This is a genomic window from Sideroxydans sp. CL21, from assembly GCF_902459525.1.
Classification (GTDB): domain Bacteria; phylum Pseudomonadota; class Gammaproteobacteria; order Burkholderiales; family Gallionellaceae; genus Sideroxyarcus.
In genome coordinates, this window is the sequence record NZ_LR699166.1 from 2,233,282 (window position 1) to 2,256,992 (window position 23,711).

A 23,711-nucleotide genomic window follows, 5' to 3' on the forward strand; every position below is an offset into this window, starting at 1 on the left:
CGCAAAAATCGCTAATTGGCGAATCTATGCTTGATTTTTATCTTCTCTCCAGATTTCACCGTAATAATGCGAGTGACAGACGGAAAGGTTGTATTTCGAATCTTGATCTCGTGCTGACCTTCAACAACCTGCAACTCCATCAGGGGAGGGCTAACCCCCTGCATTCTACCATCCAGATAAATCTCGCCCCAAGGCAGAACCCCCAGACTCACCACGGCAGGTGCACCTGTCGTCTCAGCCAGTGTTCTTATGCGTGCATTCTTCTTGGCATCCTTGGCTTTTTCTTCGGCAGCGGCAATTTTCCTTGATTTTCGAGCTGCTTTCTTTGCGTCTGTGTCAATTTCCTTGGGCGATTCTTTAACTTCCTTGGTAGTCTCGTTGACAATTTTGGCCTGCTCAGTCTCGACAACCGAAGATGCCGGCAACTTGTCAGTCTTAACAGGCTCTATGGAAGCAATTTGCGCGGGTTTGGGTTCCGGACGGCTCGCAAGTTTGACCATAAGCGCAAGCAATAAAAATGCTGCAACCACAGCCACCCCGACGTACGCAGTGCGCTGTTTGGCGGATGCATCGCGAAAAGTCGCTACAGCAAAACGTTCCCACCGGGCCATGGTACCGACAAAGATATCCCAGTAATTCTCCAACCTGAACAGCACCGCATCAAAACCCGCTGCACCGGCGTGTCTGGACTGTTTGGCCAGCGTCCGTTGGGTAGAGGTAAAGTCGCCCGGATAGCCAATCGCGTACACCTCGTGCTCGCGCACATGCTTGTCGGTACGCGAACCCTGATAATGGAACATGCCTGCGTATTCCTGCGACAGTCGGGAAACTGCATCGTAATAAGAGCGCGACACCAGTATCTGTCCAGGATCGGCAAAGCCCATCACGCGCTGCGCAACGTTGATTCCATCGCCGACGATATTCGGTTGACCGTTGATGTCTTTGACCAAGCGCACCGGTCCGAGGTTGACTCCTATGCGCACCAGCAACGGCGGCTCCATGCGCACGCCCTCGTTCAACAGGCTGCTGCGCATGCTCAGCGCTGCATGCAAAGCATCGCTGATATCGCCCAAAAAACTGATTGCGGCACCATCCCCCGTATCCAGAATAATGCGGTCGTTAACCGGCACATCGCGGATCGCAATAGAAAGAAAAGCGTTGAAACGCTCTTTCAGAGATATCTGACCCGAAACGGATTTTTTTGAATATTCAGCTATATCCAAAAACAACACGCTGCAGATGATGGTCTTGTTGCCCCGCTCTTCCATGTCTTCCTGCTCGCCAGTTCGCGTCTAGGTTACCGTTATCACTTAAGAATGCCGCTTAAGCCCGCGGATTTTAACGAGTGTCCGCCAATCTCGCCAGTTTTAATTTTTACGCGTCCGTGCGCGCTGCAGCTTGTTCCCACGCCCATCGTCAACCACTTGCCTGGCAACGCCTGCAGGCAAACCTACCCACTCGAGAATCGCCCTTACCTCGCCTTCGCCCAATTCGGCCATCATGCCTCGCTTGATGCGCGGCGGCAGATTGATCATGCCAAAACGTACCCGCATCAAACGGCTCACCGGCAAACCCAGCGCTTCGAAGGTACGCCGAACCACACGGTTGCGCCCTTCTTTGAGCACCAGGCGATACCAGTGGTTAAAACCTTCTCCACCCTCGTCGCTAAGTTGCTCGAAACGCACAAGTCCGTCTTCCAGTTCGATACCTTCCTTCATCATCCGGTGCATCTGATCCGGCGTCATCTGCCCCTGCACACGCACCGCATATTCGCGCTCAACCTCAAAACGCGGATGCATCAGGCGATTGGCCAATTCCCCCGAGGTCGTGAAAATGAGCAGGCCGCTGGTGTTGAAATCCAGACGTCCGATGGCGATCCATTTCTGCCCGCGCAATTTCGGCAGGGCGTCAAACACGTTTGCACGCTCCTTGGGATCATCGCGGCTTACGATTTCACCTTCTTGTTTGTGATAGAGCAAGATTCGCGGCAATGTTTGCTCCGCCTGCAACTGCAGGCGTATATGGCGCCCATCCACCTGCACCTTGTCTCCATCAGTGACGCGTATCCCCAACGTAGCAACCGTTCCATTCACCGTGACCCGACCGGCACTGATCCATTCTTCCATCTCTCGGCGCGACCCGATCCCTGCTTGCGCCAGCACCTTTTGCAGGCGTTCACCTTGCGGATTTACGTCTATTTGTTCGTTCATTCCGTCACCGCTCGCCTTTCCAGTACGGCCTGCGCCAAAGTACCACTATCTACATGCTCAAGCTCTCCGCCCACCGGTAATCCACGAGCGATGCGCGACACCTTGATGCCTTGCGCGCGCAACAGGGTGGCGAGGTAATGCGCTGTCGCTTCACCTTCAACAGTGAAGTTGGTCGCCAGGATCACTTCGCATGAAAGCTCATGGGCGCGCTTGAGCAATCGCTCCAGCGGCAGTTCGCGTGCACCCAACCCGTCGAGCGGCGACAATCGCCCCATCAACACGAAGTACATACCGCGAAAGCATTGCGCCTGCTCCATCATCAGCAAGTCTGCGGGCATTTCCACCACACACAACAAATCCGTCTCGCGCCGTGACGAACTGCACAAGGGACATATCTCTTCTTCGGAAAAATTATTGCACTTGACACAGTGCTTGACACTTTCCACTGCATGATCGAGCGCGCGTGCCAGATGCAAAGCGCCCGGTCTGTCACGCTGCAACAGATGGTAAGCCATGCGCTGCGCGGATTTCGGCCCCACACCCGGCAAACAACGCAAGGCCTTGATCAGTTCTTCCAGGCTGGAAGGCGGATTCATCAGAACGGCAGGTTCATACCCGGCGGCAGATTCATACCGGCGGTGAACCCGCTCATGCGTTTTTGCGAAGTCTCGGCAACTTTCTTGTTGGCATCATTCAACGCGGCAACGATCAGATCTTCCAGCATCTCTTTGTCATCCAGCACACTTTGGTCCAGATTCACCCGGCGCACTTCATGGCTGCAAGTCATGGTCACCTTGACCATGCCGGAACCGGACTGGCCTTCCACCTCGACAGTAGCCAGTTCGTCCTGCGCCTTCTTCATGTTCGCCTGCATCTGTTGCGCCTGCTTCATCAGCCCGGCCAATCCGCCCTTCATCATTTCCACTACCTCCGGTTTAGTTATACTGGTCTGATCGAGTTTTCGATCACTTGCGCACCCAGGTGCACCTGAGCTTCGCGCACGAAAGCATCATGCTTGATGGCTTCTTCAGCCTGTTGCTGACGCGTCTGCTTCTCCTGCTGTTCGACAGCGGCAGGGGTTGCAGCATCTTTCGCCTCCCCCAGCTCCACAGTCAGCCTGATCGGTTTGGCGAAATACTCACTCAGTGCAGCTTGCAATTTGTCCTGGGCGATCTTGTTGCTTTGCAGGTGTTTATGTTGCGGGGCCAGATTCAAAACTACACGCCCCTCTGTAAAGCTTGCCAACACGCTGTTTTTCGCCAATTCGCGCGCCATGCCTTGCAGGTTGAGTTGCGACAGCAATGTATTCCAATCCAGCCCGGAATCACTCGCCGGGCTTTGCTCCGCATGAACAGTCTGGCGTGCCGGCGCAGGTTCGGCGGCAATCAGCTTCGATACACTCGGCGCCACCGGTGCAGCTCTCGGCGCCGACTGCACTGCGTTCGCTCCGGCATTTTGCGGCGCGAATGCAAGCATGCGCAACAGCGTCATGGTGAATCCCGCATATTCGTCCGGTGCGAGGTTGATTTCGTTGCGCCCGTGAATAACGATCTGGTAGTCAAGTTGTATTTCTTCCGGCGTGAACTGCTGCGCCAGTTCCAACAAACGTACACGCTCCGGCTCGTCATCCGGAATCGCCTGCGGAATGGTCTGGGCCAGCGCAATGCGATGCAACAGTGTTGCCAGATCCTGCAATGCTGCCTCGAATGCCAGGCTGCGTATGGCCATGTCATCGGCGATGCGCAACAGACCAGGACCGTCTCCGGCACGCAGCGTTTGCAACAGGTCAAACAGGTAACCCTGGTCGATTGCGCCCAGCATGGTGCGCACCAATCCCTCGTCCACCTTGCCGGACGAATAGGCAATGGCTTGGTCCAGCAGGCTCAAGGCGTCGCGCATACTGCCCTGCGCGGCGCGTGCCACCAGGTTCAGCGCCCCGTTCTCGAACGGGATATTTTCCTGTCCCAGCACATATTGCAGATGGGTCAGTATCAGCGCGGGCGGCAACTGCTTGAGGTTGAACTGCAGACAGCGCGACAACACGGTAACCGGAATCTTCTGCGGATCGGTGGTGGCAAGAATGAATTTCACATGCGACGGCGGCTCTTCCAGCGTCTTCAGCATCGCGTTGAACGCCGACTTCGACAGCATGTGCACTTCGTCGATGATATATACCTTGAAACGCCCGCTGGTCGGCGCATACAGCGCGCTTTCCAGCAACTCGCGCATGTTGTCGACCTGGGTGTTCGACGCCGCATCCAGCTCGATCAGGTCGACGAAGCGTCCGCTGTCGATCTCGGTACAGGCGCCGCACACGCCACACGGTGTGGCCGTGATGCCGGATTCGCAATTCAGGGATTTGGCGAAGATACGCGCGATGGTGGTCTTGCCCACACCGCGCGTGCCGGTGAAAAGATAAGCATGGTGCAGGCGATTCTGCGTGAGCGCGTTGGTCAACGCCTGGACGACATGTTCCTGCCCCGCCAGTTGAGCGAAGTTCTTGGGACGCCATTTGCGTGCTAAGACTGAAGTTGCTGACATATCGCCCACCTAAAACACATCGAGTGTGACACCCTCGAACATAAGGAGGCGAGCCTTACCCCCGGCACTTGCACCGATTGGCTGTGGCTGCTTCCTTCCGGACCTGACCAGGTTCACCATAGTGCAATGCGGGGAGACCCGCCAAACTCAAGAAGTAACTCATCAACCTACTGCGCATCGCCATGACTGCGTTGCTCAAGAACTCAAAATCCTCATGTACATCCAGTACATTCCGGTTTTTCGTCCTTTCGCGCCTTGTCCTGACGTTGCTCGCTACGGTTGCTGAGCCACTTCAGCATTTCTGCAGGGAATATCACTGCAAAAACACAAAACTAAACCTGCTTGACCGGAATCATCCCGATCCGCTTTTTCCATTCTGCCGGGCCGATCTCGTGTACCGAGCGTCCTTGCGTGTCCACGGCCACGGTCACCGGCATGTCCTGCACCTCGAACTCGTAGATGGCTTCCATGCCGAGATCGGCGAAGGCCACCACTTTCGCGCTGCGTATCGCTTTGGACACCAGATAGGCGGCTCCGCCCACTGCCATCAGATACACCGCCGCGTGTTTTTTGATTGCTTCCAGACCGGCCTTGCCGCGCTCCGCTTTGCCGACCATGCCGATCAAACCGGTCTGCGCCAACATGGCCTCGGTGAACTTGTCCATGCGTGTCGCCGTCGTCGGTCCGGCGGGCCCGACTATCTCGTCGCGCACCGGATCGACCGGGCCGACATAGTAAATGAATCTACCGTTAAAATCCACGCCGGCGGGCAGTTTCTCGCCTTTTGCCAGCATTTCCACGATGCGCTTGTGAGCCGCGTCGCGCCCGGTCAGGAGCTTGCCGGACAGCAGCAAGGTATCGCCCGGCTGCCATTGGGCGATATCGGCACGCGTCACGGTATCCAGGTTCACGTGGCGGGCGTCTGCCGCAGGTTGCCAATGCACGTCCGGGTAATCTTCGATCCGGGGCGGTGTGAACTCCGCCACGCCGCTGCCGTCCAGCTCGAAATCGACGTGCCGCGTCGCGGCACAGTTGGGAATGATCGCGACCGGCTTGGAAGCTGCATGCGTCGGGTAATCCAGAATCTTCACATCCAGCACTGTGGTCAGACCGCCCAGGCCTTGCGCACCGATACCCAGCGCATTCACTCTGTCGTAGATCTCGATGCGCAATTCCTCGATACGATTCTTTGCGCCGCGCGCTTTAAGTGCGGTCATGTCGATGGGCTCCATCAACGATTCCTTCGCCATCAACACCGCTTTTTCCGCAGTCCCGCCGATGCCGATGCCCAGCATCCCCGGCGGACACCAGCCGGCGCCCATACTGGGCAACTGGTTCACCACCCATTCCACCAGGTCGTCGCTCGGGTTGAGCATCGCCATCTTGGATTTGTTCTCTGAACCGCCGCCTTTGGCCGCGATGCGCACGTCTACCTTGTCGCCCGGAACCAGTTCGAAATGCACCACCGCCGGCGTATTGTCTCCGGTGTTTTTGCGCTTGCCCGCGGGGTCGCTCACGATGGAGGCGCGCAACACGTTGTCCGGCAACAGATATCCTTTGCGCACCCCGGCATTCACCATATCGGTGATACTCATCGTGGCGTCCGCCCAGCGCACGTCCATCCCCACCCGCACGAAAGCCACCACGATGCCGGTATCCTGGCAGATCGGGCGCTTGCCCAGGGCGCACATGCGCGAATTGGTCAGTATCTGCGCCATCGCGTCCTTGGCGGCAGGAGATTCCTCGCGCTTGTATGCGTCGGCCAGCGCCTGGACATAGTCTGCCGGGTGGTAGTAGGAGATGAACTGTAGCGCGTCGGCGATGCTGTCGATGAAATCCTGCTGGCGGATGGTGGTCATGTATGGAACTCCAAGTTAGGGATTAGGCGATTATGGGAGGGAGGGCTGTACGCGTCAAATAACAGTTAGAATGCGCGCCTTCAAGAGCTATCAGTATCGCCAGAAATCGTCATGAGCGTCCCAAATGCAACAAAGTTACGCAATCCGCTATCGGCTTGCCGATGCGGAGTTGTCAGCAAGGAGCCGCGCAGTGAAGGACGAAACATACCGTGGGTGGTAGGCGAGGACTGAACGAGCATGCGACGCCGCAGTTGGGGCGCGCAATAGATTTATGGTGATACTGAATGGCGATTCAATGGTTTCCCGGACACATGACCTCGGCAAAGAAAAAGGCCGCCGAGACCATGGCTCGCATCGATGTCGTCATCGAGGTGCTGGACGCGCGCGTGCCGGAAGCGGGGAGCAATCCGATGATCCGCGAGTTGCGCATGCATCGGCAGCGTCCCTGCCTCAAGGTGCTGAACAAGACAGACCTGGCCGACCCCGTCGCGACCCAGGCCTGGATCGATTACTACAACAGGCAAGAAGGTGTACATGCCGTCGCCCTCTCGTGCAAGAAAGCAGGCGACGCCACGAAGATCCCCAAGCTGTGCCTGCCGCTCGCCCCGCACCGCGGCACACCGCTCAAGCCGCTGCGCATCATGATCATGGGCATCCCCAACGTCGGCAAATCCACGCTGATGAACACCCTGCTCAAGCGCCGCGCGGTTGCGGTGGGCGACGAACCCGCCATCACCAAGAACCAGCAGAGTTTCGACCTTAGCGACAGCATCATTCTGATCGACACTCCCGGACTGATGTGGCCGAAGATCGAATACGAGAGCGACGGATTGATGCTTGCCGCCAGCCACAGCATCGGCCGCAACGCCATCATCGACGAAGAAGTCGCCGCCTTTCTGGGCGACCTGCTGCTGGCGCGCTACCCGAATCTGCTGCTGGCGCGTTACAAATTCCCGCTGGAAGGCCTGGACGGCTACGCACTCATCGAAGCCATTGCCAAGCTGCGCGGCTACCGCATCCGCGGCAAGGACTTCGACCTGGAAAAAGCGGCAATGACCTTATTACAGGACTACCGCACGGGCGCGCTCGGACGCATCAGCCTGGAAACTCCGGCAACGCGCACCGAGATGCTGCGGACGACAACGCCTGTCCAGGAACAAACTGCCGAAGATCAATCCGACTCGGACTGATTTCGCATGTGGTCGGCGACCTTGATGAATGCCAGTTTGAGTTCATTGCGTAGCGCTTCGTCCTCCACCACGTCATCCAGCGCCTGCCCCATGCACAGCAGCCATTGATCGCGCTCTGACTTGCCGATGGAAAACGGGAAATGGCGCTGGCGCAGCAGCGGGTGCCCGAACTCCTGCACGAAAAGCTGCGGCCCGCCCATCCATCCGGAAAGAAACTTGAACAGCTTGTCTTCCGAGCCTTTCAGGCTGGGTTGGTGCATCTTGCGCACGCCGTACGCCTCCGGCAATTCATCCATCAGGTGATAAAAACGTTGCACCAGGGCGCGCACCTTCTCTTCGCCGCCGATGCGCTCGTAATGCGAGCGTGTGTCTTTGCTGATTTGCATGTTGCCAACCTCTGACTAGATAAAAAATCTTGTGTGCATCTCTTCCAGGCCCACGCTGGACAGCACCTCGTTCAACCGTTCCGCCGCACGCTTGCGCGGCAGGTCTTTGTAGCTCGCAATGATAAGCTCGTTCTTCATCGAATGCTCCCAGCCCACCAGTTCCGTCACCGTCACCTGGTAGCCGTGCGCTTCCAGTTGCAGGCAACGCAACACGTTGGTGAGATGGCTGCCAAATTCGCGCGTGTGGATGGGATGCCGCCACAGCTCGGTCAGTGCATCTTTTGCCAGTTGCCTGCCTTTGTTCTTGCGCAACACCGCCGCCACCTCAGCCTGGCAGCACGGCACCAGCACGATGTGCTTCGCCTGTTTCTTCAGCGCGAAGTTGATCGCATCGTCGGTCGCGGTATCGCAGGCATGCAGCGCCGTCACCACATCGACTTTGGCAGGCAGTTTGTCCGAGACGATGGAGTCCGCCACCGACAGGTTGAGGAACGACATGCCGCCGAAACCCAGGTGCCGGGCCAGCTCACGCGAATGGTTCACCAGTTCCTCGCGCGTCTCGATGCCGTAGATGTGCGATGCATCGTTCAGCGTCTTGAAGAACAAGTCGTACAGGATGAACCCGAGATAAGATTTGCCCGCCCCGTGATCCACCAGCGTAAGCCCCCCGCGTTCCTGCTTCGCTTCAAGCAACAAAGGTTCGATGAACTGGTACAGGTGATAGACCTGCTTCAGCTTGCGGCGCGAGTCCTGGTTCATCTTGCCGTCGCGCGTCAGGATATGCAGCGCCTTCAGCAGCTCGATGGACTGACCGGGACGGATTTCACTCAATTCCTGTTTTGCGGTGTTTTTGGCCATCCGGCATTATTCCTCATCCAGTGCATTTCGTCGCAATCGTTTCGGCGACAACGCATCCAGCAGATTTTGCGGCAACGGTGCCAGTTGCCCGCACATCGCGGTGGCAATCACTTCGCCGGCGATACCGGCGGTGAGCAGGCCGCGCGTGCCGTGGGCGAGGCTGCAGTACAGTCCCGGCTCCACCTCGCCCACCAGCGGCGTCGCGCCAGGCACGGAACAACGTATTCCGGCGCGTCCTGTCAACCGGGCCATATCCAGCCTGCCCAGCGCCTGATTCAGTCCCGGCATGTGCGCGGCGAGCTTCAAGATGTTGGCCGCATGATCCGCCTCTCGCACATCGATCGCCTCGTCGTCGAACGTGGTGGTCGCACCCGCCACATGCCTTCCTGCCAAGGCGGGGGTGCAATAACCTTCGGCACATACCACGGCACGCATTGCTTCGCTCGCAGCCGTCGCGGGCAGTTCGCTGATCTGCCCGCGCACGGATTGCAGCGGAAAACCCGAGAACTGGCTCAGGGCGCGCGCCTGATGGCCGCAGCAAACCACGACTTGCTCCGCATCGATGGAAAATCCATTCCCGCTCGCACGCCAGCCGGATGCGGTGCGTTCCAGTACGGCTACTTCGCACCCAAGACGCCGCGTGACAAGCGGATGTTGCACCAAACGTGCGCAGACCTGTGGCGGCACCACCCAGCCTCCGGCGGGAAACCACAGCCCGCCATGCGTCATCTGCAAACCCGCCAATTCAGACGCCCTTGCGATATCCACCGCCTGCAGCAGATGCGAAGGCCAATCCAGTGTAGCCAGTCTGGCGATGCGTTGCGCTTCGGTAGCGGGTGTGGCGAGTTGCAGCAGGCCGCATTCGGCGCGCGTCACGCCATCTACCGGCAGCACCTCATCAAGCAGCGCCAGCGCGTGGCCATAAGCCGCCAACACAAAGCGATGCAATGGAACCATGCCTGCACCGAAACGCGCATGCAGGATGCCGCGCGGGTTGCCGGATGCGGCGCTGGCCAGCATAGGCGCCTGATCGACGAGAGTGACGGAGATGCCGCGGCGAGCGAGCGCGTGGACCACAGCGCAGCCGGCAAGCCCGGCACCGATAACCAATGCAGAAGACGGGAGAATGCTGGCAGGCTTCGCTCCCGGCAGGCTTCCACGCATCATTTGGCGTTTGCGCCCGAAGCCCTGTACCCGTTCGACAGCAAATCCGGCCTGTTGCAAACCGCGCCGCACCCAGCCGGCACTGGTATAGGTTGCAAACGTGGCGCCAGCACACGAGGCACGGACCATGTTCGACAGCACGGCATCGCTCCACATCTCGGGGTTCCTGGCTGGCGAAAAGCCGTCCAGGAACCAGGCATCCACACATCCTGCCGACAATTGCGGCAATGCTTCATCAACATCAGTCGCAGCCAGTGTCAGCCGCACCCGGCCGCCGGCAAAGTTCCAGCGATTCCAGCCCGGCACGCGCCGACGCCAGCGCTCACATAAGGCATTGGCACGCAGGTGCAATTCTGGCCACAGCGCAAGGGCTGCGCGCAGGTCATCATCGTCCAGCGGAAACTTCTCGACGCTGAAAAAATCCAGACTCGCACCCGACGGCGCGCATTGCTCAAACAACCGCCAGGCGCAAAGAAAATTCAGCCCCGTGCCGAAGCCAGTCTCACCGATGCAGAAGTTCTCGCCCGCTTTCAGCGCGGCGAACCGGTCCGCCAGGCGGTTGCCTTGCAGAAACACGTGGCGCGTCTCTTCCAGTCCCGAATCGATTGAGAAGTACACATCGCCGTAGCGATCAGAAAAAGGCTGTCCGTCTTTCCAGTGGAGCATGGTCTCGAAACGACTCCGGCGGGATGAACCCGCCGGAAATCGCTAATTCAGTTCATTTCGACTTACTTCTTCGCGTCTGCTTCGCATTTCTTGATGGAGGCTGCCTTGGCAGCTCCGGTCAGCGGCTTGCCATCCTTGCTCACGGCCTTGGCTTCGCAAGAGGAGGCGGATGGAGCGGCTTCTTTCTCGCATTTCTTCATGAATGCCGACTTGGCAGCACCGGTCAGTGGTTTGCCGTTCTTGCTGACGGCTTTGGCTTCGCAGCCTGAATCGGCGGCAAACGCAGCGTTGGCAACGAACAGCGAGGCAATAGCAAAAACGATCAGATTACGCATGTTTTCAATTCTCCAGAAATTTAGTATGAATTCTCGATAGCGAACGTGCTCACTACCTGCCGCGATTATACCGCCTCCAAGCCCTTCAAAAGTCGGGGTATATGTCCATATCTATACCTTTCGATGCACAGGCTAGTCCGTTTGGCATATTGCCCCCCTACTATTTACAAGGATACTTCATCAACCGGCTATAACGTCGACCACGGAACAAAGACAAAAATGGAAGAGAATCGCGAGCATCTGCCTTGCCTGCCAAACTGGGGGGTGCGTTTCCTGTGCGACTGCGGGAAGCAAAACAAGAATATCAGCGTCCATCAGGGCATCGCACTGCAGATTTCGACACATGGCGTGAGTTTATTAAGCGACCACCCTGTCTGCGAACAGAAAAAAATTGCCATGCAATTGATGATCCCGTCTCTGAACAAAGGTGCTCCTCACAAAATTGTCAAAATCATCGGCAACACTACCCTCACCATCGCGAATGAGGGAAAGTTTCTGACCAAGATCGAATTTCTGCATTTCGAAGAAAATGGGCAACAGGAATTGAAAAGGAATCTGCATCAATGCGTCGACCCGAATTTCTACGCACCAATCACTCAACGCGATTAGATTGCTTCGCAACAGAAACACAACGCCCCGACGAAGATGCCGGGGCGCTTCACTGCTCCAAACCGGTTCGACCTAGTTAGCCACCGGCTTCATCCACCTCTCACCCCAGCGGTGCAGACACAAGCCGGACACGATGCTCGCCGTTCCCAGCCATACCTGGGGCAGCACGGCTTCGTTATTCAATCCGTGTCCCAGCAGCAAGGCCATCACCGGCGTGATCAGGGTAATGAGCGCGATGCGACCGGCCTCCATATGCTTGATGAGGTAGTAATAAAGGGCAAAACCCAGTACCGAACCGAAAGTGCCGAGATAGACCGTCGCAGCCACGGCGCGCTCCGGTATGGCCGCAGGCAAACGCCCATCAGTAAACCACCACGCAGCAAAGAACAGCGGCAGCGCCACCACCAGGATACCCAGCGTCATTGCCAGCGGCGGGCTGTCATCGCCGATGCGCTTGAGCCACACAAGGCCAAAAGATTGCGACACCACTGCCAGGAACAATGCGACCAGACCCGTAGCCGAACCTGCCGCCAATCCGCCGCGGAATACCAGAAACAGGCCAAGCATCCCCATCACCATCCCGGCGAACTTGCTCGGTGTGAGCGCTTCTTCCTTCAGCCACAGCATCGCCCCCAGACTGGTGATCAGCGGCGACAAACCATACAGCACCGCGATCGTGCCGGAACTGACGAACTGCGACGACCAGTATGTGAGCGCCATCGCGCCGAACATGCTCAGCCCGCCCGCGAGATACGCCTGCAACGCTTTGCGGTGCAGCGGCACGCGCACACGGAACGCGGCCAGCAAGACCGCGCATAGCAGCATTCCGATGGCCATGCGCATAAACACCGCGAAACTGAAACCGACTCCCAGTGCGCTCCACTTGATGGCGAGCGGCGTGGTTGACCAAATCAGAATGACCGTAACGAATGCTGCTGGCAGCGACATGATTTTCTCCTCGGCTCAAATCTTAAAGCTCCGTTCGCCCTGAGCCTGTCGAAGGGAAACGGCCAAAAACAAAAAGGCCACAGAGTTTCGTCTGTGGCCTGATGAAATCAGCGAATACCAGATGCTAAGTACTAACTCTCCAGGCCACTCTGCGTGCGATGCCACGCCTTGCGCATGAATGCGCAGGGGACGGCTCGGACGCGACGAATGGAATGTTTGGAGTTCATGGCTCGGATTATGCGGGGATGGACGAAACGCCGTCAACGTTAATCTGCAGCCACCATTCCAGCAGCGCGAGATGCCACAGCTTGCTGCCCTGGATGCGGGTGAGATGCGCTTCCGGGTCGGCCAGCAGTTTCTCCACATAGGCACGCTGATATAAACCGCGGCGAAGACAGGCTTCCGAGTTCAGGATCTCACGCATCTTTTCCAGGAAATCACCGCGTACATATTTCAACGCCGGCACCGGGAAATAGCCCTTGGGCCGGTCGATCACCGCATCCGGGATCACGCCGCGCGCGATGGCCTTGAGCGGGAATTTGCCGCCCTCCTTGAGCTTGAGCGACGGTGGCATGTGCGCCGCCAGCTCCACCAGTTCGTGGTCCAGGAAAGGTACGCGCGCCTCAAGCCCCCAAGCCATAGTCATGTTGTCCACACGCTTCACCGGGTCGTCCACCATCAGCGCGGTCACGTCCAGGCGGAATACCTCATCGAGGAATTCATCCGCCTGCGGTTTCGCCAACTCGCTTGCCACCCAGGCTGCAGTCACATCCGCCACATGGTAGTCCGGGGCGACCATCGCCAAATACTCCTCATGCTCGCGGTCGAAATAATGCTGCGAAAAACGTTCCAGGGGCGTGCCGCTCGCGGCGTCCATGCGCGGATACCAGAAGTAGCCGCCGAACACCTCGTCCGCGCCCTGCCCTGCCAGTACCACTTTCACATGCTCGGACACCTTTTCGCCGAGCAGATAGAACGCCGTCACGTCGTAGCTGGGCATCGGTTCGCTCATCTGCGCAATGGCTTCAGGCAGGCGCGCCAGTACTTCCGAGTTTGGAATGGAAAAGCGGTGATGGCGCGTGCCGAAATGTTTCGCCATCAAGTCCGAGAACTCGAACTCGTTGGCGGTTTCCCCTGCCACATCCTCGAAGCCTATTGAGAACGTGTTCAGGTCATCCACGTGGTCGGCCAGCATGCCGACCAGCAGGCTTGAATCCAGCCCTCCCGACAGCAGCACACCCACCGGCACATCGGACGCCAGGCGATGCCGCTCCACTGCGCGCGTCATCACGGTGCGCGTTGCGGCGATCCATTCCTGTTCGGAAAGGGTCACTGCCGGTCGTGTCGCGTCCAGTGACCAGTATCGGCGCAGCGTCACCTCGCCGGACACGGTGAATTTCATCGTGTGCGCGGGCGGCAGCTTCTTGATGCCGGACAGCATGGTGTGCGGCGCGGGTACCACGCTGTGCAAAGTGAAGTGGTGATGCAACGCAACCGGATTGATGCTGGTATCAACCCCGCCGCCTGCCAGCAGCGATTGCATGGTGGAAGCGAAGCGCAGCCGCGCCCCGTCCAGCGCATAGTACATAGGTTTGATACCGAAACGGTCGCGCGCCAGCAACAACGACTTGTCGCGCATATCCCACAGGGCAAAAGCGAACATGCCGTAGAAACGCTGCACACAATGCTCGCCCCAAGCGTGGTAGGACTTGAGTATCACCTCGGTATCGCCATCGGAGAAAAAGTCATAGCCCATCTCGACCAGTTCGGCACGCAGTTCCTTGTAGTTGTAGATCGTTCCATTGAAGACCAGCGCCAGCTTCAGGTCGTCATCCACCATCGGCTGGTCCGATTGTGCGGACAGATCGATGATGGACAATCGCCGGTGACCGAACACCAACGCCCCTCCGTTGAAGAACCCTTCGTGATCCGGCCCGCGCCGCGCCAGTTTCGCGGTCATGCGCTTCAGCGCTTCCATATCGGGTACTGATTGATCGAAACGCAACTCACCACAGATACCGCACATGCATAACTCCTGTCCAATTTCTAAAAAGTCGCAAAGCGCCTCCATCGCACTCTCTCTCTTGGGGGGAGAGATGGAGAGGGGGAACGGACAAGGTTGCTGCGGCGTTCATTCTCCGGAATGACGCTGCAACCCAGTCCGTTCGGATGCGGGATTATCGCCTACCCTCAAAGCATTTGGGTGAAGCCTGTTAAAATCGTGCCGATGCACACACACCTCACCCCGCAACGCGAGAAGTATTTCCTGCTTACCCTCGCAGGTATTCAGTTCAGCCACGTCCTCGACTTCATGATCATGATGCCGCTCGGCCCGATCCTGATGCGCGAGTTCGGCATCAGCACCCATGAATTCGGCCTGCTGGTCGCCTCGTACAGTTTCAGCGCGGCGATCTCCGGCCTCCTCGGCGCCACCTTTATCGACCTCTTCGAACGCAAGCGTCTGCTGCTCGCCATATTCGCCCTGTTCGGCCTGGCGACCCTGGCCTGTGCCCTCGCCCCCAGTTACCTCACGCTGATCGCCGCGCGCGGACTGGCCGGCGCCTTCGGCGGTGTGATGGGTGCGCTGGTGCAAACCATGATAGGCGACACCATCCCCTTCGCGCGCCGTGCCAGAGCCAGCGGCACGGTATCGACCGCCTTCTCCCTGTCCACCGTTGCCGGCGTGCCGCTATCGTTGTGGCTGGCGAACCACCTGCAGTGGCGCGCACCGTTCGTCTTCATTGCGGCGCTGGTCGCGGTGTTCATATTCGTCGGCATCCGCGTGCTGCCCGAGTTGCGCCATCACATCAGCGCCGAGAAACGGGCGCACCCGTTCAGCGCGATGTTTGCAGTATTGCGCGATGCCAACCATCTGCGCGCGCTGTTATTTTCCGCGCTGCTCATCTTCTCCGGCTTTACCGTCATCCCTTACATCACGGTATATGCCGTGGGCAACGTGGGCATCTCGCAACACGACATTCCCTTCGTATACCTCGCCGGCGGAGCAGCGACCTTCTTCACCGCGCGCATCATCGGACGCTGTGCCGATTTGCGCGGCAAGATCCGGGTCTATCGCCTGATCGCCGTCGCGGCCATGATTCCCCTGCTGGTGGTGACGCATATCGGCGCCTCGCCGCTCTGGATGTGGCTGGTCGCGACCACGCCCTTCTTCATTCTGGTTTCGGGCCGGTTCATTCCGGCGATGGCGATCATCACCTCGTCCGCCCAGCCGCGGCTGCGCGGTACCTTCATGTCTCTCAACGCCACCGTGCAATCCTTCGCAATGGGTCTCGCCACCGCGCTGGGCGGTTTCATCATCACGCAGGACAGCACGGGCAGGGTCGTTCATTATCAATGGGTGGGTTATGTGGCAGTGGCCGCGAACCTGCTGGCGATCTGGTTCGTCTCGCGCATCGTGATGCACGACCAGCATCCCAATCTTCCCGACGTCGCGCCCAAGTAAAAACGGGTGGTTTTCGTTTAAACTAGCCGGGTCGCTTCCACTCAATCTCTCATAGGAGTACACCATGTCAGGCACACCATTGACCCCGGCCGCGTTCGATCAGCTTTTTCTCGAAGCACATACCCACAATGCCTGGCAGGACAAGCCGGTTTCGGACGAACTGTTGCATAGCCTCTATGAGACTTTGCGCATGGCTCCCACCTCGATGAACTGCAGTCCGGCGCGCATCGTGTTCGTCAAATCCAGAGCGGCAAAGGAAAAACTCAACCCGGCCCTGATGGAAGGCAACCGCGCCAAGACCATGGCCGCGCCGGTTACTGCCATCATCGGCTACGACACGCGTTTCTACGAGCAACTGCCCAAGCTCTTCCCGCCCATCCCGACCGCACGCGGCATGTTCGAAAGCAACGCCGCGCTTTCGGACATCACGGCTTTCCGCAACGGCACGCTGCAAGGTGCCTACCTCATCCTCGCCGCGCGTGCACTGGGACTCGATTGCGGGCCGATGTCCGGCTTCGACAACGCTGCGGTAGACCAACTGTTCTTCGCGGGAACGAATGTGAAATCCAACTTCCTCTGCAACCTCGGCTACGGCGATGCCAAAGGCGTCTATCCGCGCAGCCCACGACTGGAGTTTGCCGAAGCCTGCAGCATCGCCTGAACATCGGGTCGGCATGAGCAAACTTCCTCTAGACCGCATCCTGCAATCGCAGGGCTTCGGCACGCGCAAATGGTGCCGCGAACTGATTGAAGATGGCGACGTGAGCATCGCCGGAGTCACTGTCGCCGATTGCAAATCGACCTTTGAAACCGACGGCCTCGAATTCAGCGTATACGGCGAACCGTGGAAATATCGCAAGCATGTGTACATAGCGCTGAACAAACCCGCCGACTACGAATGCTCGCGCAAGCCCAGCCATCACCCCGGCGTGCTTTCCCTGCTGCCCGAGCAATTCGCATTGCGCGACGTGCAACCCGTCGGTCGTCTCGACCACGACACCACCGGCTTGTTGCTGATGTCGGACGACGGCTCTTTCATTCATGCGCAGTCATCGCCCAAGCGCCATATCCCGAAAGTCTATGTCGCCACCACGCAAGACCCGGTGACACCGCAACTCATCAGGCAGCTATTGGATGGCGTAAAGCTGCATGATGAGCCGGCCCCGCTGGCCGCAGTCGTCTGCAAAATACTGGACACGCATAAGCTGGAGATCGTGCTGGAACAGGGTAAGTACCATCAGGTGAAACGCATGCTGGCTGCCGCAGGCAACCACTGCGCGGCATTGCACCGCTCCGAGATCGGCAGGCTCAAGCTCGATGCCCTGGGATTGGCGGCAGGAGAATGGTGCTACCTGGAAGAAGCAGAGCGGGCACTGCTGACAGGTGACCAGCCCGATTGAAGCTATTCGAGCGGTACCTCAAGGATCGCCTTGACCACCCAGGGATCCGTCGCATTCACAAAACCGCGCCCGATGCCAAAGTTGGCAACGAAGCCCCGGATATCGACATCGGTCACCGCGTACAACGTATGGCCGCGTTGATCTGAAGGCAAGGGCTGATTCAGGGCGCCGTATGTCCCGTAATACTCGAATCCCCCGCGCACGCCCTCTTCGACGCGGTGCGTCAGCTTCAGCGCCGGCTCGAACTGAGGCAGTCGGCTCACGTTGCTGGCCAACCCCAGATTCAAAATCGGATTGAAGCTTACCAGCCACCGCGCATCGCGATAACCGATGATCGGCCTGATCTCCATGGTCGAAATACTGTCCGATACGCGCAAGGTATCGCGTCCGACCTCCACGTTCATGCCGTAGAACATGTTCTCGTCGCTCTGCCGCGGCGCAATGTATTTCAGGCGCACGCGCAGCGCATTAAGGAAAGCATTGCCTCCCGGCGCAAATGCGAACGGGATATACAGACCCGCTTCCAGATTCTTGGTGATGCCATAAGAAAATTCGGGAGTGACCTGCAAAATATGATTGGTCGTCATCTGCCCCGGATAGTCCGGTGTCTGCGTTCCGTGGACGGTGTAGTTGATGTGCTGTTCCAGGCCGAACTGACCGGGATCATCCATCTCCTCTGTGTACACCTGAATCTCATCCGGTGCGGCGAGCACACAGCTACAGTGCATCACGCTGACCGCCAGCACACCCGACAGCAGAATCTTGCGTAGCGGCGCCGAAGTCAACATCGCCGCGTATTTGTTCCCCCTCATGACCCATCCCCTTTTCTTTCTAATTTGGCGTCGCTACGATCCCCCCAAATCGGATCGTCAGCTTTAATTGGCACTTTTCGGCAAAATAACCCTATCTGTTCTGGATTGGTCATTTCCTCCCCGTTTCTGTCAGGAAGCGGCGGCATTCAACCTTGCCCGATGATTTTAGTCAATTACCGTGTATTGGAAATACAGGTCAGCCAGGCAAGTATTGCCGACAGGATGCATATTCCCGAAATAGGGTTTAGCAAACAGCACTCTCAAGCAAAGCCCATTAAAGATGCCATGGTTTCAGCCGATAACTTAAAGACGTAGGATAGCTTCATTAAGATGTGTGATTGGCAGTAACAGTCCAATCGATCCGACCTGCTTTGGCCACACTCGGTTATTGGAAAATAGGTATCTATGTCGCTCAAAATAAAATTGTTGGCAACGGTGTTGTTGTTCCAGCTTGCCATCGTCATTCTTGCAATGAATCTGGGGCCGTCCATTCTGGGATGGGCAGTCTGCATTGGCGTGGCGACAATCTCGCTGGCGGTGTTATACGCGGTAATCAGGTTCAGCCTGTTTGCTCCGCTGGATAAACTGCGCACCACCATCCAGACAGTCAAAATGGAAGGAAACCTGGCACTGCGCCTGTCTGCCCCCAACGAAGTGACGGAGAGCACTGCAAAAACATTCAATGAGTTGCTGGATAATTTCCAGAGCATAGTCGGAAAAGTAATGTTCAATTCCAATCAGGTGGCTGCTTCTGCCCAGTCTCTGGAAGGCATGGCGCGCCAGGTAACAACCGGATCGCAAACCCAGGAGGATGCTGCGGAAGCGGCCAGTCAGGCCATTGAAGAAATGATAGGCAACATCCAGAGCATTGCAGAAAGCGCCCGTCTGGCTGCAGACAATGCGCGCGAATCGCGCGAACTTTCCAGCAACGGTGCCAGGATCGCCCAGAATGCAGCCAGTGAAATCGAGCGCATTGCCCAGGCATTCGAAGACTCGGCTATCTCGATCAACCATCTGGGCGAGCGCACCCAACTCATCAACGGCATCGCAAGTTCCATCAACGACATTGCCGAACAAACCAATCTCCTGGCACTGAATGCCGCCATCGAAGCCGCCCGCGCGGGGGAATACGGTCGCGGTTTTGCTGTCGTTGCAGACGAGGTACGTAAACTCGCGGAACGGACTTCGACCGCCACCAGGGAGATTGCTTCGGTGACTTCCAGCATAAAGACGGAAACAACTGCGACAATCAGCAAAGTCCAGTCCGGCACAGTTCTTTCTCGCGATGGTGCCGCTCTGGCACGCCAGGCAGCGGAAGCACTGACCCAAATCAACCACAGCTCCCAAGTCATGCTGGATGAGTCTGCTTCCATCGCCACGGCGATTACCGAGCAGACCGTAGCCAGCGAACTCGTCGGGAAGAAAATGCACAACATCCTGCAACTGGTCGAAAGCAACTCCGGCATCGTAGTGAAAATGATGGAACAAGCCACCCATCTCGACCATCTGGCAGTCAACCTGAAAGAACTCGACAACGTGTTCAAAATGGGAGAATCAGGTATCAAAGGACTGGAGACCCATGGCAAGGCTCCCGAGGTGGTCCAGGCTGCTGCACACGCCATTGAAAAGGCACTGGAACAGGCAATTGCATCTGGACGGATCAGCGAAGCCGATCTGTTCGATGAAAACTACCAGCGAATTCCCAATGTTGAGCCGCCAAAGTTCCATACGCGCTTCGACAAACTGACCGACGATCTGTTTCCCTCTATTCAGGAGCCGCTGCTCCAGCAATACCCGGAATTCGTGTATGCCGGCGCTGTCGACAGGAACGGATACTTCCCGACGCACAACAGAAAATTCTCGGCGGAGCCAACGGGTGACATCAAGAAGGACACGCTGCACTCCCGCAGCAAACGCATCTTTAATGACCCCGTCGGCAAACGTTGCGGCAACCACAACCGGCCCTTCCTGATCCAGACCTACCGCCGCGACACCGGAGAGGTAGTACACGACATATCGAGCCCGATCTTCGTACGCGGAAAGCAATGGGGCGGGTTCCGCATCGGATACAAGGCCTGAGTCGGCGCGATCCAGAGTAACTGTTTGTGTGCGTGAATCAGAAGCACTTGGGCAAATATCGACCCGAAACCCGTGCTCCGGCAACGTGATATTTCTCCACTCATTGCATCGTGGAGCTGATTGCCTTCAACCCGGATTTTCGATTATTGAGAACCGTATCAGTAACGATCGGCGCCATGACGCATAGAAACGCTAATTTGTGATCCCACATATTTTCACCGGATCGAACCTGTCAATCTTGCTGGAGACAGCACCATGACCAGCCCGAACATCGTGGCCAACGAAGTGGCAACAGATTTCCGGTTGGATATCGGCCTTGACCGCCTTATAGGTCCACCAGTTTTATAGCCCTATTTAAAAGTGGCTTCATGCTGGATAACAAGCCTGAGATTCACATGTAGTCCCGCACCAGATATGGCGGCGTATCCTGCTTGACTTCCTTACCTGCCTATGGGAACTTCACCGGTTAACGGGGACGCTAGATCGGCCCGGGGAACATAAAAATAACGTTAATATTCAAAATAAAAAGGGGGAAAGATGAAATCCGTCATCATCGCCAGCATGACCGCAGCAGGAATGGCAATTGCAGCCAACGCAATGGCGACCGACATGCCTCCTCTGGCCAAAAAGAACAACTGCGTGGCTTGTCACTCGGTCGACAAAAAGATTGTCGGGCCGGCCTGGATGGATGTTTCAAAAAAATACAGGAACGCGACCACTTATACCTACAAGGGAAATGAATATCCCCTGCAGGAAGGATTGATCATGAAAGTTTCCAGAGGAGGCTCGGGCAACTGGGGCTCGGTACCCATGCCCGGCAACGCTCCAGCGGTGAAAGATGCCGACATCAGGGAACTGGTCCAGTTTGTATTAAGTCTGGCGAAGTAGGAACAGCCTGCAATTTATCGGGCTATCCGATCGTTGCGTGCAAGTCATTCCCATTTGAATACATACGCGCCGATCGCGATAAAAATCACGCTTGTCAGTGCGAGCACCCAGACATGAGGCATCACCTGGGACAGGGTAGCGCCTTCGTTCATGATGGCGCGTGCAGCCGAGATCACATGGGTCAGCGGAAAGATCAGCGCCAGCTTTTGTACCCAGACTTGTGCGCCTTCCAGTGAAAACCACGCGCCCGACAGCAACATCATCGGCCAGGTCACGATATTGAGCATGCCGCCTGCCAGTTCCTCGCTGGCAGTATGTGCCGCGATGAGTAAACCGATGGAGATCATGCTCATTGCACCCAAAGTTGTCACGAACAACAGCGTCCAATAGGATCCCTGCATATTGAATCCAATGAAGAGATTGCAGCCGGTATACACAATCGTGGTGATCACCATGATCAACAGCAAACGCGAGACCAGTTGTGCAAACAAAAATTGGAAAGCGCCCAGCGGCGTCGCCTTCAGTCGCTTGAGGAAACCATTTTTGCGGTAGCGCACGATCACAAAACCGACGCCAAACAGGCAGGCAAACATCATGTTCATGCCGAGAATGCCGGGCAGGAACCAGTCGACATAGCGTATCTCTGCCCCTTCAACAATCTGCCGCTCGAACCGGTTCCCCTCTGTCCCCCATATGATGCGCTCCAGCAGGTAACCATTGGGCGAACTTGAATTGATCCAGTATTTCGGCGCACCGCTGACATCGATCAGCATATCCATTTGATGGTGTTTCACCTTGCCAATGGCCGTGTCGAGGTCATCGTACGGGATGAACTGGATGTGTTTGGTCGATTGCAGTGCGGGAGCAATGCTGTGCAACTTTTCGTTACCTCCAACGATGCCGATCTTGTAGATTTCCTTGTTGCTGCTGGAAAATGTGAATGCCAGACCGATCACCAGCAAAAACGGCATCGCGAGATTCCATGCCAAAGCCGAGCGATCGCGCAGAAACTCCATGTTACGGGCATGCAATACGGCCAGGAATTTTTTCATGGGTTCAGCTTCTTTCCGGTCACATTGATAAACAGATCTTCCAGGGTCCAGGCGCGAATGCGCAAGCGATCCAGATTAATGCCATTTTCCATCAACTGCTGCAGGGTATGGTGCAGGCGATTGGTCCTGATTTCCAGCAGATCTCCCGCCTGTACCGCATTCAGTCCAAGTTCTGCGAGTCTGCCAACCGAATCATCATTGGGTATTTGCAACACCACATCGCCGAAATGCTCGGACAGCAACTGTGCCGGAGTGCCCTGGGAGACGATCCGTCCCTTGTCCATGATGGCGATCTCGTCGCACAGTGCATACGCCTCTTCCATATAGTGCGTGGTCAACACGATGGTCTTCGCGCGGGACTTGACCAGCTTGACCAGGTCCCAGAAATTGCGTCTGGCCTGCGGATCCAGTCCAGTCGTGGGTTCATCCAGGAAGATCAAGTCCGGATCGTTGATCAGCGCCAAAGCAAGCAACAAACGCTGGCGCTGACCGCCGGAAATCTTGCGCGTATCGCGCTCCAGAATATCCGCCAGCGAACACAGCTCGACCAACTCCGGTATGGGCATGGTTTGCTGATAGAGTTGTTCAAACAACTCCAGCGTTTCACGTACGGTCAGAAACTCCTGCAACGCAGTGTGCTGGAACTGGATGCCCACCTCTTCGCGATAGCGAGCTCCCAGCGGCTCACCCTTGTATAGCACCGAACCGCTTGTCGGGGAATGAATACCTTCCAGTATCTCGATGGTCGTGGTCTTGCCTGCTCCGTTGGGACCTAGCAGTCCGAAGCAAATCCCCCTGGGAATCGACAGATTGATACCGTCAACGGCCCGAACGCCGGGGTATTGCTTGACCAGGTTTGCGGCAGTGATTATTGGAGATGTCATGTGTGAGCAATCTGTGTAGTAGCGGCTGTTGGCGCCAGAAATGCGTTAATCAGCCCCGCACTTTACAACGACTGAAGCCCGCTTCGAACAAGATTGTAAATCAAGGTTTTCGCTGTATCTTCGCAGAGCGGTTGGATTTATCCTGTTGCAAACGTGCCAGTTTTTCAGCCTTCTCGATTTTGATGGTCAGCGCTTTCTGCACCAATGCATAAAAATCGACCAGATTATGCCTTGGGAAATCATTCAGCTCGCCATAATCCTGGAAAAATTCCGCGATCCAGAGCGAATCCAGCTCAGACTTTCCAGTCTCCTGCAAATATTCTGTTGCGGCCATTTCAATATAATCGATTCTCCTGCCCATCGCTCC

At 57.1% G+C, this 23,711-nt stretch carries 23 protein-coding genes and 1 other RNA gene; 7 read left to right on the forward strand and 17 right to left on the reverse strand.

Features of this window, described 5'->3' with window-relative positions; translation table 11 throughout:
• Positions 1–11: 11 nt before the first annotated feature.
• The 7 genes from QOY30_RS10415 to QOY30_RS10445 all read right to left on the reverse strand — a co-directional run bounded on the left by QOY30_RS10415 (position 12) and on the right by QOY30_RS10445 (position 6,610).
• Entirely contained in the window at positions 12–1,268 is a 1,257-nt protein-coding gene (locus tag QOY30_RS10415; RefSeq protein ID WP_283744550.1) for an adenylate/guanylate cyclase domain-containing protein, read from the reverse strand.
• A gap of 99 nt (positions 1,269–1,367) precedes the next feature.
• On the reverse strand, positions 1,368–2,210 hold the full coding sequence (locus tag QOY30_RS10420) for a pseudouridine synthase (RefSeq protein WP_502958688.1): 843 nt from the start codon (positions 2,208–2,210) through the stop codon (positions 1,368–1,370).
• Positions 2,207–2,806, reverse strand: coding sequence for a recombination mediator RecR (recR, locus tag QOY30_RS10425; protein WP_283744551.1), 600 nt, complete (start codon positions 2,804–2,806; stop codon positions 2,207–2,209). Before recR ends, QOY30_RS10420 begins: the two co-directional genes overlap by 4 nt.
• Positions 2,806–3,129, reverse strand: a complete 324-nt coding sequence (locus tag QOY30_RS10430; RefSeq protein ID WP_283744552.1) for a YbaB/EbfC family nucleoid-associated protein — start codon at positions 3,127–3,129, stop codon at positions 2,806–2,808. The genes recR and QOY30_RS10430 overlap by 1 nt, the downstream gene beginning before the upstream one ends.
• Before the next feature lie 20 nt (positions 3,130–3,149).
• On the reverse strand, positions 3,150–4,751 hold the full coding sequence (gene dnaX, locus QOY30_RS10435) for a DNA polymerase III subunit gamma/tau (protein WP_283744553.1): 1,602 nt from the start codon (positions 4,749–4,751) through the stop codon (positions 3,150–3,152).
• 44 nt (positions 4,752–4,795) lie between these two features.
• Positions 4,796–4,894: signal recognition particle sRNA small type (gene ffs / locus QOY30_RS10440), an RNA gene on the reverse strand.
• Positions 4,895–5,083: 189 nt separating this feature from the next.
• Complete coding sequence (locus QOY30_RS10445; RefSeq protein WP_283744554.1) at positions 5,084–6,610, reverse strand: fumarate hydratase; 1,527 nt, start codon at positions 6,608–6,610, stop codon at positions 5,084–5,086.
• A gap of 284 nt (positions 6,611–6,894) precedes the next feature.
• Between QOY30_RS10445 and ylqF the strand changes: the two genes are divergently transcribed.
• The gene (ylqF, locus tag QOY30_RS10450) at positions 6,895–7,800 is read left to right on the forward strand and encodes a ribosome biogenesis GTPase YlqF (protein WP_283744555.1); all 906 of its coding nucleotides are present in this window, start codon (positions 6,895–6,897) and stop codon (positions 7,798–7,800) included.
• On the opposite strand, the gene QOY30_RS10455 is transcribed toward ylqF, so the two are convergent.
• From QOY30_RS10455 to QOY30_RS10470, 4 genes are all read right to left on the reverse strand, one after another.
• Positions 7,782–8,186, reverse strand: coding sequence for a group II truncated hemoglobin (locus QOY30_RS10455; protein WP_283744556.1), 405 nt, complete (start codon positions 8,184–8,186; stop codon positions 7,782–7,784). The two genes, ylqF and QOY30_RS10455, sit on opposite strands and share 19 nt — an antisense overlap.
• Positions 8,187–8,201: 15 nt before the next feature.
• Entirely contained in the window at positions 8,202–9,044 is an 843-nt protein-coding gene (locus tag QOY30_RS10460) for a class I SAM-dependent methyltransferase (protein WP_283744557.1), read from the reverse strand.
• 6 nt (positions 9,045–9,050) lie between these two features.
• Positions 9,051–10,874, reverse strand: coding sequence for a bifunctional tRNA (5-methylaminomethyl-2-thiouridine)(34)-methyltransferase MnmC2/FAD-dependent 5-carboxymethylaminomethyl-2-thiouridine(34) oxidoreductase MnmC1 (gene mnmC / locus QOY30_RS10465; RefSeq protein ID WP_283744558.1), 1,824 nt, complete (start codon positions 10,872–10,874; stop codon positions 9,051–9,053).
• Positions 10,875–10,936: 62 nt separating this feature from the next.
• Complete coding sequence (locus QOY30_RS10470) at positions 10,937–11,209, reverse strand: hypothetical protein (RefSeq protein ID WP_283744559.1); 273 nt, start codon at positions 11,207–11,209, stop codon at positions 10,937–10,939.
• A gap of 219 nt (positions 11,210–11,428) precedes the next feature.
• Between QOY30_RS10470 and QOY30_RS10475 the strand changes: the two genes are divergently transcribed.
• A complete protein-coding gene (locus QOY30_RS10475) occupies positions 11,429–11,818 on the forward strand; it encodes a hypothetical protein (protein WP_283744560.1) in 390 nt (129 codons plus the stop codon).
• A gap of 72 nt (positions 11,819–11,890) precedes the next feature.
• Here the strand turns inward: QOY30_RS10475 and QOY30_RS10480 are convergent, their stop codons facing one another.
• Positions 11,891–12,766, reverse strand: coding sequence for a DMT family transporter (locus QOY30_RS10480; protein ID WP_283744561.1), 876 nt, complete (start codon positions 12,764–12,766; stop codon positions 11,891–11,893).
• Positions 12,767–13,001: 235 nt separating this feature from the next.
• Positions 13,002–14,792, reverse strand: coding sequence for an N-acetylglutaminylglutamine amidotransferase (locus QOY30_RS10485; protein WP_283744562.1), 1,791 nt, complete (start codon positions 14,790–14,792; stop codon positions 13,002–13,004).
• Positions 14,793–14,909: 117 nt separating this feature from the next.
• Between QOY30_RS10485 and QOY30_RS10490 the strand changes: the two genes are divergently transcribed.
• From QOY30_RS10490 to QOY30_RS10500, 3 genes are all read left to right on the forward strand, one after another.
• The gene (locus QOY30_RS10490) at positions 14,910–16,229 is read left to right on the forward strand and encodes an MFS transporter (RefSeq protein WP_283744563.1); all 1,320 of its coding nucleotides are present in this window, start codon (positions 14,910–14,912) and stop codon (positions 16,227–16,229) included.
• A gap of 64 nt (positions 16,230–16,293) precedes the next feature.
• Entirely contained in the window at positions 16,294–16,890 is a 597-nt protein-coding gene (locus tag QOY30_RS10495; RefSeq protein ID WP_283744564.1) for a malonic semialdehyde reductase, read from the forward strand.
• 13 nt (positions 16,891–16,903) lie between these two features.
• Positions 16,904–17,629, forward strand: coding sequence for a pseudouridine synthase (locus QOY30_RS10500; RefSeq protein WP_283744565.1), 726 nt, complete (start codon positions 16,904–16,906; stop codon positions 17,627–17,629).
• A gap of 2 nt (positions 17,630–17,631) precedes the next feature.
• Here the strand turns inward: QOY30_RS10500 and QOY30_RS10505 are convergent, their stop codons facing one another.
• On the reverse strand, positions 17,632–18,441 hold the full coding sequence (locus QOY30_RS10505; RefSeq protein WP_283744566.1) for a hypothetical protein: 810 nt from the start codon (positions 18,439–18,441) through the stop codon (positions 17,632–17,634).
• A gap of 405 nt (positions 18,442–18,846) precedes the next feature.
• On the opposite strand from QOY30_RS10505, the gene QOY30_RS10510 reads away from it, so the two are divergent.
• Both QOY30_RS10510 and QOY30_RS10515 read left to right on the forward strand, forming a co-directional pair.
• Positions 18,847–20,520 (forward strand): methyl-accepting chemotaxis protein, encoded by a 1,674-nt coding sequence (locus QOY30_RS10510; RefSeq protein WP_283744567.1) that lies wholly within the window; start codon positions 18,847–18,849, stop codon positions 20,518–20,520.
• Positions 20,521–21,057: 537 nt separating this feature from the next.
• Positions 21,058–21,408: a c-type cytochrome gene (locus QOY30_RS10515; protein ID WP_283744568.1), complete on the forward strand. Its 351-nt coding sequence runs from the start codon at positions 21,058–21,060 to the stop codon at positions 21,406–21,408.
• Positions 21,409–21,452: 44 nt separating this feature from the next.
• Here the strand turns inward: QOY30_RS10515 and QOY30_RS10520 are convergent, their stop codons facing one another.
• The 3 genes from QOY30_RS10520 to QOY30_RS10530 all read right to left on the reverse strand — a co-directional run bounded on the left by QOY30_RS10520 (position 21,453) and on the right by QOY30_RS10530 (position 23,705).
• A complete protein-coding gene (locus QOY30_RS10520) occupies positions 21,453–22,460 on the reverse strand; it encodes an ABC transporter permease (RefSeq protein ID WP_283744569.1) in 1,008 nt (335 codons plus the stop codon).
• Positions 22,457–23,344: an ABC transporter ATP-binding protein gene (locus tag QOY30_RS10525; protein WP_283744570.1), complete on the reverse strand. Its 888-nt coding sequence runs from the start codon at positions 23,342–23,344 to the stop codon at positions 22,457–22,459. The genes QOY30_RS10520 and QOY30_RS10525 overlap by 4 nt, the downstream gene beginning before the upstream one ends.
• Positions 23,345–23,444: 100 nt before the next feature.
• The gene (locus tag QOY30_RS10530) at positions 23,445–23,705 is read right to left on the reverse strand and encodes a hypothetical protein (RefSeq protein WP_283744571.1); all 261 of its coding nucleotides are present in this window, start codon (positions 23,703–23,705) and stop codon (positions 23,445–23,447) included.
• Positions 23,706–23,711 lie beyond the last annotated feature (6 nt).

What these genes read in the sequence shown, in the direction of transcription:
- QOY30_RS10415 (WP_283744550.1), bottom strand. Translation starts at nt 1,268, where the DNA reads ATGGAAGAGCGGGGCAACAAGACCATCATCTGCAGCGTGTTGTTTTTG.
- QOY30_RS10420 (WP_502958688.1), bottom strand. Translation starts at nt 2,210, where the DNA reads ATGAACGAACAAATAGACGTAAATCCGCAAGGTGAACGCCTGCAAAAG.
- recR (WP_283744551.1), bottom strand. Translation starts at nt 2,806, where the DNA reads ATGAATCCGCCTTCCAGCCTGGAAGAACTGATCAAGGCCTTGCGTTGT.
- QOY30_RS10430 (WP_283744552.1), bottom strand. Translation starts at nt 3,129, where the DNA reads ATGATGAAGGGCGGATTGGCCGGGCTGATGAAGCAGGCGCAACAGATG.
- dnaX (WP_283744553.1), bottom strand. Translation starts at nt 4,751, where the DNA reads ATGTCAGCAACTTCAGTCTTAGCACGCAAATGGCGTCCCAAGAACTTC.
- QOY30_RS10445 (WP_283744554.1), bottom strand. Translation starts at nt 6,610, where the DNA reads ATGACCACCATCCGCCAGCAGGATTTCATCGACAGCATCGCCGACGCG.
- ylqF (WP_283744555.1), top strand. Translation starts at nt 6,895, where the DNA reads ATGGCGATTCAATGGTTTCCCGGACACATGACCTCGGCAAAGAAAAAG.
- QOY30_RS10455 (WP_283744556.1), bottom strand. Translation starts at nt 8,186, where the DNA reads ATGCAAATCAGCAAAGACACACGCTCGCATTACGAGCGCATCGGCGGC.
- QOY30_RS10460 (WP_283744557.1), bottom strand. Translation starts at nt 9,044, where the DNA reads ATGGCCAAAAACACCGCAAAACAGGAATTGAGTGAAATCCGTCCCGGT.
- mnmC (WP_283744558.1), bottom strand. Translation starts at nt 10,874, where the DNA reads ATGCTCCACTGGAAAGACGGACAGCCTTTTTCTGATCGCTACGGCGAT.
- QOY30_RS10470 (WP_283744559.1), bottom strand. Translation starts at nt 11,209, where the DNA reads ATGCGTAATCTGATCGTTTTTGCTATTGCCTCGCTGTTCGTTGCCAAC.
- QOY30_RS10475 (WP_283744560.1), top strand. Translation starts at nt 11,429, where the DNA reads ATGGAAGAGAATCGCGAGCATCTGCCTTGCCTGCCAAACTGGGGGGTG.
- QOY30_RS10480 (WP_283744561.1), bottom strand. Translation starts at nt 12,766, where the DNA reads ATGTCGCTGCCAGCAGCATTCGTTACGGTCATTCTGATTTGGTCAACC.
- QOY30_RS10485 (WP_283744562.1), bottom strand. Translation starts at nt 14,792, where the DNA reads ATGTGCGGTATCTGTGGTGAGTTGCGTTTCGATCAATCAGTACCCGAT.
- QOY30_RS10490 (WP_283744563.1), top strand. Translation starts at nt 14,910, where the DNA reads ATGACGCTGCAACCCAGTCCGTTCGGATGCGGGATTATCGCCTACCCT.
- QOY30_RS10495 (WP_283744564.1), top strand. Translation starts at nt 16,294, where the DNA reads ATGTCAGGCACACCATTGACCCCGGCCGCGTTCGATCAGCTTTTTCTC.
- QOY30_RS10500 (WP_283744565.1), top strand. Translation starts at nt 16,904, where the DNA reads ATGAGCAAACTTCCTCTAGACCGCATCCTGCAATCGCAGGGCTTCGGC.
- QOY30_RS10505 (WP_283744566.1), bottom strand. Translation starts at nt 18,441, where the DNA reads ATGAGGGGGAACAAATACGCGGCGATGTTGACTTCGGCGCCGCTACGC.
- QOY30_RS10510 (WP_283744567.1), top strand. Translation starts at nt 18,847, where the DNA reads ATGTCGCTCAAAATAAAATTGTTGGCAACGGTGTTGTTGTTCCAGCTT.
- QOY30_RS10515 (WP_283744568.1), top strand. Translation starts at nt 21,058, where the DNA reads ATGAAATCCGTCATCATCGCCAGCATGACCGCAGCAGGAATGGCAATT.
- QOY30_RS10520 (WP_283744569.1), bottom strand. Translation starts at nt 22,460, where the DNA reads ATGAAAAAATTCCTGGCCGTATTGCATGCCCGTAACATGGAGTTTCTG.
- QOY30_RS10525 (WP_283744570.1), bottom strand. Translation starts at nt 23,344, where the DNA reads ATGACATCTCCAATAATCACTGCCGCAAACCTGGTCAAGCAATACCCC.
- QOY30_RS10530 (WP_283744571.1), bottom strand. Translation starts at nt 23,705, where the DNA reads ATGGGCAGGAGAATCGATTATATTGAAATGGCCGCAACAGAATATTTG.